Annotated in this window: 7 protein-coding genes and 1 pseudogene; 2 read left to right on the top strand and 6 right to left on the bottom strand. The window is 38.9% G+C overall.

The window, feature by feature from the left end:
- A pseudogene (locus ACR2F7_RS15930) lies at nt 1-185 on the bottom strand (porin family protein); the annotation flags it as partial.
- Between the two features lie 199 nt (nt 186-384).
- A complete protein-coding gene (locus ACR2F7_RS15925) occupies nt 385-681 on the bottom strand; it encodes a hypothetical protein (RefSeq protein ID WP_432714529.1) in 297 nt (98 codons plus the stop codon).
- A gap of 222 nt (nt 682-903) precedes the next feature.
- Here ACR2F7_RS15925 and ACR2F7_RS15920 point away from each other — a divergent pair, with 222 nt between their 5' ends.
- Complete coding sequence (locus tag ACR2F7_RS15920; protein WP_432714528.1) at nt 904-2,073, top strand: tetratricopeptide repeat protein; 1,170 nt, start codon at nt 904-906, stop codon at nt 2,071-2,073.
- A gap of 4 nt (nt 2,074-2,077) precedes the next feature.
- On the opposite strand, the gene ACR2F7_RS15915 is transcribed toward ACR2F7_RS15920, so the two are convergent.
- The 3 genes from ACR2F7_RS15915 to ACR2F7_RS15905 are packed head-to-tail and all read right to left on the bottom strand — an operon-like array spanning nt 2,078 to nt 5,251.
- Nucleotides 2,078-2,662 carry a riboflavin synthase gene (locus ACR2F7_RS15915; protein ID WP_432714527.1) on the bottom strand — a complete coding sequence of 195 codons (585 nt, stop codon included), beginning with the start codon at nt 2,660-2,662 and terminating at the stop codon, nt 2,078-2,080.
- Nucleotides 2,663-2,668: 6 nt separating this feature from the next.
- On the bottom strand, nt 2,669-4,156 hold the full coding sequence (gene accC, locus ACR2F7_RS15910) for an acetyl-CoA carboxylase biotin carboxylase subunit (protein WP_432714526.1): 1,488 nt from the start codon (nt 4,154-4,156) through the stop codon (nt 2,669-2,671).
- Nucleotides 4,157-4,201: 45 nt separating this feature from the next.
- Nucleotides 4,202-5,251: a threonine aldolase family protein gene (locus tag ACR2F7_RS15905; RefSeq protein ID WP_432714530.1), complete on the bottom strand. Its 1,050-nt coding sequence runs from the start codon at nt 5,249-5,251 to the stop codon at nt 4,202-4,204.
- Nucleotides 5,252-6,006: 755 nt separating this feature from the next.
- Here ACR2F7_RS15905 and ACR2F7_RS15900 point away from each other — a divergent pair.
- Nucleotides 6,007-6,870 (top strand): N-acetylglucosamine kinase, encoded by an 864-nt coding sequence (locus ACR2F7_RS15900; RefSeq protein WP_432714525.1) that lies wholly within the window; start codon nt 6,007-6,009, stop codon nt 6,868-6,870.
- Between the two features lie 273 nt (nt 6,871-7,143).
- On the opposite strand, the gene ACR2F7_RS15895 is transcribed toward ACR2F7_RS15900, so the two are convergent.
- Nucleotides 7,144-7,458 (bottom strand): NUDIX hydrolase (locus ACR2F7_RS15895; protein WP_432714524.1); only part of this gene is annotated, 315 nt, incomplete at its 5' end.

The following is a 7,458-nucleotide window of genomic DNA, read 5'->3' as shown; positions in this document are numbered from 1 at the left end:
GCACCAACACGGGTCCAGAAACCAACATAATATCCAGCGCGGTTTTCACTATCGAAAGTGCCCGACGTAGAAAACTTTGAAAGGTTGGCTCCTCCTTTAATACCCAATTGAAAACTAGGTATCAACTGACTAAATGCTGCTCCACTGAAGAGCATCAGAAATGCGGATAAAATTATCTTTTTCATAAAAATTTAATTAGTAGACGTTAATATTTGTGTGATTTAGCTGTAAAACTAAACATATTTTGATTCTAAACTTACAATCAAATTCAGATTCAACAGAACAGGGCAAAATTAATTCACAGTTATACATGAAAATAATTTTGCCCTGGTGATAAACGTAAAAACATTTAACGCTTACATTTTACCTTTTATCAGGTATAATTTATTGGCCGGCATTATCAATATTCTGTTGATCTTTTAAGGCTTCAACATTATTTTTATTACCAAAGTTGTCTGTTTTTTCAGCAAAGTAAGCCATGATACTGCCTATGGTTTCTAAGTTATCAGCCACACGTTGGTGCATATCTGGTAAATCCTTATCTAACTTTTGGTCGCCCAATTCAATATTATCAACTTCGATTTTCCCTATTTTTTGAATAACGGCTTGTTGAGAATGTTGTAAATCTTCCAATTCTCTAACAATCTTTTCCATCAATTCAAACTTCTTTAAAGTATTCATATGTTTAGTATTTTTATTAATGACTATTTATCTAGTTAACCAGATATCTTAATTACTATTATACTACCAATTACCCGGCCAAGATGTTTTTAGATTTTATATTTCCGCTGCATATCATATTTTTACGAAGTGACATGGCTACTGATAGATAGTTTCAAGGCTTTTTGTAAATTGCAAGCTTTAGAGGCTTCTCATAGAAAGCATTAAACTTAATTTACCCGTATGGATTTAGTAAAAAAAATAAGCTTAGTCTTTATTTTCGGCAGCATTACCCTAGCTACACAAGCACAGGATACTGATAACCAAAGTACTACACCAGATGAGCGCAGGCTACTGGACTACTACCAAACGCAACGCTATACGGAAGCAGCTCAATACCTGCAGCAACTGAAAAAAACTGAAAATCAAAACTATAAGCTGCTGGCTCAGGAGGCTTATGTCTACCTGATGGCGGGTGCTTTACCAGCAGCAGAAGAAATATTACTTAAGCTCTATGAAAAGCAGCCTAAAAGCCTGTCTGTGTTATGTAACCTTGCCGAGATTGAGGTAAAAAGAGGTCGCAACAACAAAGCAAAAGCCTATTATAAAGATATTATTGCCTTAGACAGTACGCATTTCAATGCCTATAAGCAACTGGCAGCATTAAGCAAACAAGCTACAACGCAAGAAAGAACAGCCTATTTAGTTAAAGCAAATACCTTAAACCCTATAGCGGCAGATGTGGTTGCAGATCTTTGCGAAATTTATTTCAAGACAAATGCTTATGACCAGGCAAGTGCTATTTTAGCGCCTGCATTAAAAGCCGATTCTGCAAACTGGCAACTGCGGGAAATGAAAATCCCCATCAGTATGGCTGCAAAAAAATACAATGATGCTATACAAACAGGACAAAAGCTGTTGAGTGAGGGCGACAGTTCCAGCTATATGATGAACAATTTAGGCAAAAGCTATTTGCTAACCCTGGATTACAAAAATGCTCTGAATTGCTTTTTAAAAGTGCAAAAAGATACTGCCGAAAATGAAGTACTCTTGTATCAAATTGCATTATGCTACCGTGGTCTGCGAGATTATACCAATGCCAGTATATACCTTAAAAAGGTAATTGAAAAAGGGATTTCTGAAAAAACAGCTTCTTATTATGGTTTATTGGGCGATGCTTATGAGCAAAGCAAAAAAAATCAGGAAGCCATCAATGCTTATAAAAGGGGCTTGCAATTTGAAAACAATGGCAGTCTTTATTATAATATAGGCTTGGTTTACGAAAACCGCCTTAACGATAAAAAGAATGCCATTGCTAATTATGAGTTATACCTCAAAAACTATAAAGAGATAAAATCGAATGCTAAACTTGAGCGTTTCATTAAAAGTAAAATTGAGGAGTTAAAAAGGTAGTAAGTTATCGATTAATGAGTCTAGCTACGTATTTTCCTATAATATCAAACTCCAGGTTAACGTTATCACCTACATTTACCGCGTGAAGGTTTGTATGCTCAAATGTATAGGGAATAATAAATACAGAAAACTCGTCAGCTGCAGAATGAACCACCGTTAAGCTGATGCCATTGACACAGGCAGAGCCTTTTTCCACGGTCACATTGCCAGCAGTGGCATCGTATTTAAAACGATACTCCCAGCTGCCATCCAGCTCTTCTCTTTTAACACAAACCGCGGTCTGGTCTACGTGGCCCTGCACAATATGCCCATCAAGGCGGCCATTCATCTGCATGCAGCGTTCCAGGTTAATTTTACGTCCGGCAACAAGGTTATCCAGGTTAGATTTCTCCAGGGTTTCCGCTATAGCGGTAACAGTATGCGTATCGTTTTCCACTTTAACAACGGTTAAACATACCCCATTATGCGCCACACTCTGGTCTATTTTAAGTTCCTTACTAATGGCAGACTGGATGGTGAAGTGAACATTTGTGCCCTCGGCTTCCCTGGTCAACACTTGTCCTAAAGTTTCTATAATACCTGTAAACATATATTTTTATAATTGTGTTCTATTTTTTCTCCACTGGCTGCCCTGCGCCGCACTTGTTTGTGGCACCGCGGGTAAAGCAGCTTTGTTTTTTATAGCCATTACACCAGCAATGGCGGCAATAAAGGCTTCCTCCTGGCTGTCGTTTTTCAAACTATCAGCATCAAAATACTTCTCTACAAAATGTGTATCAAATTGTCCCGAGGTAAACACCTCATGTTGCATCACAAATTTGCCAAAGCCCAGCGTAGTTTGGATGCCTGTAATTTCATACTCCTCAATGGCCCTTACCATTCTGTCGATGGCCTCCTTACGGTCTTTACCGTAGGTAATCAACTTGGCAATCATTGGGTCGTAATAAATAGGAATCTCCATCCCTTCTTCAAAGCCATCATCTACCCTCACCCCATTGCCCTTAGGCGTGCGGTAAGTTTGCAGGGTACCTATATCAGGAAGGAAGTTATTTAAAGGATCTTCAGCATAGACCCGCAGCTCCATGGCATGTCCATTAATTTTAAGGTCCTCTTGAGTGAAAGAAAGTTGTTCACCACGTGCAATTTTTATCTGCTCCTTCACCAGGTCTAAACCTGTGATGAACTCCGTAACAGGATGCTCCACCTGCAAACGCGTATTCATTTCCAGGAAAAAGAAATCAAGGTTTTCATCGAGGATAAATTCAACCGTGCCCGCACCCACATATTGCACTGCGCGGGCCACATCTACAGCACATTTACCCATTTCTTCCCTGATGGCAGGCGTTAAAACACTGGATGGTGCTTCTTCAATAACCTTTTGGTGGCGGCGTTGAATAGAACATTCTCTTTCAAAGAGGTGCACAATATTGCCATGCGTATCGCCAAGGATTTGAATTTCAATATGGCGGGGCGAGGAAACATAACGTTCAATAAAAACAGCACCATCGCCAAAGGCAGACACCGCTTCGCTAACGGCCAGGTGCATTTGCTCTTCAAAATCTGCCGCCTGGTTAACAATACGCATCCCTTTGCCACCACCACCTGCAGCAGCCTTAATTAATATAGGGAAACCTACCGCTATAGCGCGAAGTTTTGCTTCTTCAATATCTGTTATGGCCTCTTCGGTGCCCGGCACCATGGGGATGTTGTATTTTAAAGCAGCAGCTTTGGCCGACAACTTATTACCCATAATTTCCATGGCTTCTGGCGTGGGGCCAATTAAAATTAAACCTGCAGCTTTCACCAGCCTGGCGAAGGCGGCATTTTCTGATAAAAAGCCATAGCCGGGATGTATGGCCTCTGCACCTGTTTTTACACAAGCGGCAATTATTTTTTCAGCAACCAGGTAACTTTGGTTTGATGGCGCCGGACCAATACAAATGGCCTCATCAGCATAACGCACATGCAAGGCTTCACGATCAGCTTCAGAATAAACAGCTACCGTTTTTATGCCCATTTCTTTTGCAGAACGCATGATACGCAAGGCAATTTCTCCACGGTTAGCAATTAAAATTTTCTTCATGCCTGGTATATATAGTTAAAAATGACCACAAGATCATTACATTGTTTAGTAAGCACGGAAACCTGATGCTTTTAAAGGTTCCAGTTGCACCAGAATTTCTATCGCCTGGTCTATCATTTCAGGCTTTACATCAAGGTGGGTAACAAACCTAATGGTTTTATTGCTGGTGGTACTGCATAAAAGTCCTTTTTTACGGAGCGATTCTACAATGTTTGTGGCATTATAGGCGGCAGCAACCTCAAAGATGACAATATTTGTCTCTACAGGCAGCACTTCTTTTACAAACTCCAGTCGCTCCAGTACTTGCGATAGAAGCTTTGCATGGTGATGATCTACGGCCATGCGCTCTACATGATGGTCTAAAGCATAGATACCCGCCGCCGCAAGAAAACCGGCCTGCCTCATGCCTCCGCCAAAAACCTTCCTTATTTTACGTGCCTTGGCAATGGTTTCTTGTGAGCCCAATAATACAGAGCCCACTGGCGCCCCTAAGCCTTTAGACAGGCAAATAGAAATGCCGTCAAAAAATCTGCCGTAATCCGCAGCCTTGTCGCCTGTAGCTACCAGGGCATTAAATAACCTGGCGCCGTCAAGGTGTAGCTTTAAACCTTTAATGTTGCATAAATTGTGGATGGGCTCAATCTGGTCGAGGGTATAACAGGCACCACCCCCTTTATTAACGGTATTTTCTAAAACAACCAGGCTGGAATGAGGGTAATGAATATTCTCTTCATTGATTTCCTCCTCAATCATTTCTGCTGTTAAAATACCCCGGGGGCCATTGAGCAACCTTACCGAAGATAAAGAATGATAGGCAATGCCGCCACCTTCATAACGGTAAACATGAGCCGTTTGGTCGCAAATGACCTCATCCATCGGTTGGGTAAAGCACTTTATGGCAATTTGATTGGTCATGGTTCCCGAAGGACAAAACATGCCTGCATCCATACCGAACATGCCGGCCAATTTATTTTCCAGTGCCGCAACTGTTGGATCTTCCCCAAAAACATCATCCCCTACTTTGGCACTCAGCATCGCATCTAACATCCCTGCTGTTGGCCGGGTAACTGTATCACTTCTTAAATCTATAGGCATAGTTTGTTCTGGCTGGTATATTAAATTATTTAAAGAGAAACGATGTATTTGTTGTGCATTTTCTCTGATAACACTATACAAATATTAGGTTTTTATTAAATATAAAGCAGACAAAACATTAAATTAATAAAAAAATAGAACAAGTAGGTATGCTGGTTTCTATTTAAATATTAAATCTTAAAAATAGCCCCCCATTGCCATTAAACGGGTTTATAGTCCAGGCTCCAGAAGGTAAGAACAAGGCCCGACAACCGTTGTTTAAACAGAATAAAATTTTAAAAATTTGTAAATTAGAATAACAAATGTAATTTAGGCCTTAGTGTTTATTTGACAATAACCTCTGAGAGGGCTAAAAACACTAAATAAAGGCATTAATATAATTGCATTGACAAAGAATGTAATTTTGATATGGAAACAAAAGATGTAATAAAATAAGGATTAACAATATTATGCAGAATTAATGATTGTAATGAACACATTAAACAAAGAAATAAATTAAAGGAGCATAATTTATAAAATAAGCGCACATCATGAGTAATTACTCATATATAATGAGCAATATTGCTCATTATTGTTGCAATACAATTAATAGAAAAACTAGTATACAATGAAACTATCATTAGCTTACCGCTAAATAGCTTAACAAAGCTGATGATTGCTTCTTTACCATTGAAAGAAAAACTAATAGACAATGAAAACAATTAACTCAACAACATTAGGAATCTTTACATTTATCACGAAAAAACAAAATTAAGATGATAGTTATTGCAGATGGTGGTTCAACCAAAACCAATTGGTGTTTAATTAATGAAGCTGGAAGAAAGATTCATTTTAATACAGAGGGCTATAACCCCTATTTTTCAGATACCGATTACATTGTAGATTCCTTAAGGAAAACCCTTCCGGATCATATTGAAGCAGATAAACTTTTAGAAGTCTATTATTACGGTGCCGGATGTTCTACGGATGCCAATAAAAAAATTGTTGCCGATGCAATGCAACAAATTTTCCTAAATGCGAAAATTAACATTGGCCACGATCTTTTGGCTTCATGCCGTGCCCTATTGGGAGATCAGCCGGGCTTTGCTGCTATTTTAGGAACAGGTACCAACAGTTGTTTATACGACGGTACTGATATTACCCTTAACATTGATTCCTTAGGTTATTTTCTAGGCGATGAAGGTAGCGGTTGTTTCATTGGTAAACGCATTTTAAGCGATTACATGAAAGGTTACATGCCTAAAGGTTTAAGAGAAAGTTTCTATGATAACTTTGCCTTAACCAACGAAGACATTTTTGACAATATTTATAACAAGCCATTGCCAAACCGTTTCTGCGCAAGCTTCAGTAAATTCTTATACGATTATAAAGACAGTTACGAAGATTATACTTTCGCTACTATTGAATATGCATTTACCGCATTTTTCGACAACCTTGTTGTGCACTATCCAAACTACAAAGACTACACTTTAAATGTGGTAGGCTCTGTTGGTTATAGTTTTAGAGACATCCTGAGTGTGGTTGCCGACCGTTATGAAATGGGTGTAGGTAAATTGATCCGCTCTCCTATAGATGATTTGGTAGATTACCACATGAATAAATCAAGAAAAAAAGCATAGTCATACCTCCTATACAAAGAAGGCTGCACATTGATAAAATGATGCAGCCTTTTCTTTTATATTCTATTTAACTTCAGCTTATGTTTATATTAGATGCAGCCTATGTTTTAAAAAATCCTCACATCTATATAGGTTGCACAAGCTATGAAGCAGGTAGTGAGTTTGTATCGGAAATCCGCTACCTGCTCCCTACCTGCTCCTTACCTGCTCGCTAATTTGTAATGTTAATTCTTTAGGAATACTTAATGTATAGGTTTGTGGAAGTTGAGCTGTTTAAAAGGAGATCTCCTTACCAAACAGTTTGGCATATTTACGCTTGTCGAACTTATAGAGCATAGCCGCACGGAACGATACACCCTTTTGTTTTTCATCAAGCTCTTTTAACACACCAAAACTCAACATTTTTTTTCTGAAGTTTCTTTTGTCGAGTTTTTTCCCTAAAATCAGCTCATATACATTTTGTAACTGTGTAAGGGTAAATTTCTCTGGCAGCAATTCAAAAGCTATAGGCTGGTGTTTAATACGGCGTTTTATTTTTTCCAATCCCTTTTCAAAGATCTTCTGGTGATCGAAGGCCAGACGTGGCAG

Origin of the sequence: Pedobacter sp. (assembly GCF_045628745.1) — a bacterium.
Lineage (GTDB): Bacteria > Bacteroidota > Bacteroidia > Sphingobacteriales > Sphingobacteriaceae > Pedobacter.
The sequence above is the reverse complement of the archived record's forward strand: the minus strand, read 5'-3'. Positions and strand labels throughout refer to the sequence as shown.